We start from the raw sequence: 321 nt of genomic DNA on the forward strand, positions 1-321 counted from the left end.
GGTAATCCCCCCAGCAAATAATTGCATTTAAAAGTAGAATTTTCTTAATTAGGATTTAAGGATTTTTTACATGAAGACCACCCGATTTAGTGACAACCAGATTATGCAGATATTGAAGCTGGCGGAGGCAGGCACGCCAGTGCCGACACTATGCCGGGAGCACGGCATGAGTTCAGCGACATTTTACAAATGGCGTGCCAAATTTGGCGGCATGGATGCCTCCATGATGGCCAGGCTCAAGGAGCTGGAAGACGAGAATCGTCGGCTTAAAAAGATGTATGCTGAAGAGCGCCTCAAAGCCGAAATCGTTTCAGAGGCGCT

1 protein-coding gene is annotated in these 321 nt (G+C 47.4%); it reads left to right on the forward strand.

What is annotated here, in order from left to right:
- Nucleotides 1-70 precede the first annotated feature (70 nt).
- Nucleotides 71-321 (forward strand): transposase (locus tag EJE49_RS08835; protein WP_133313964.1); only part of this gene is annotated, 251 nt, incomplete at its 3' end.

Source organism: Sulfuriferula thiophila, assembly GCF_003864975.1.
Classification (GTDB): Bacteria; Pseudomonadota; Gammaproteobacteria; order Burkholderiales; family Sulfuriferulaceae; genus Sulfuriferula; species Sulfuriferula thiophila.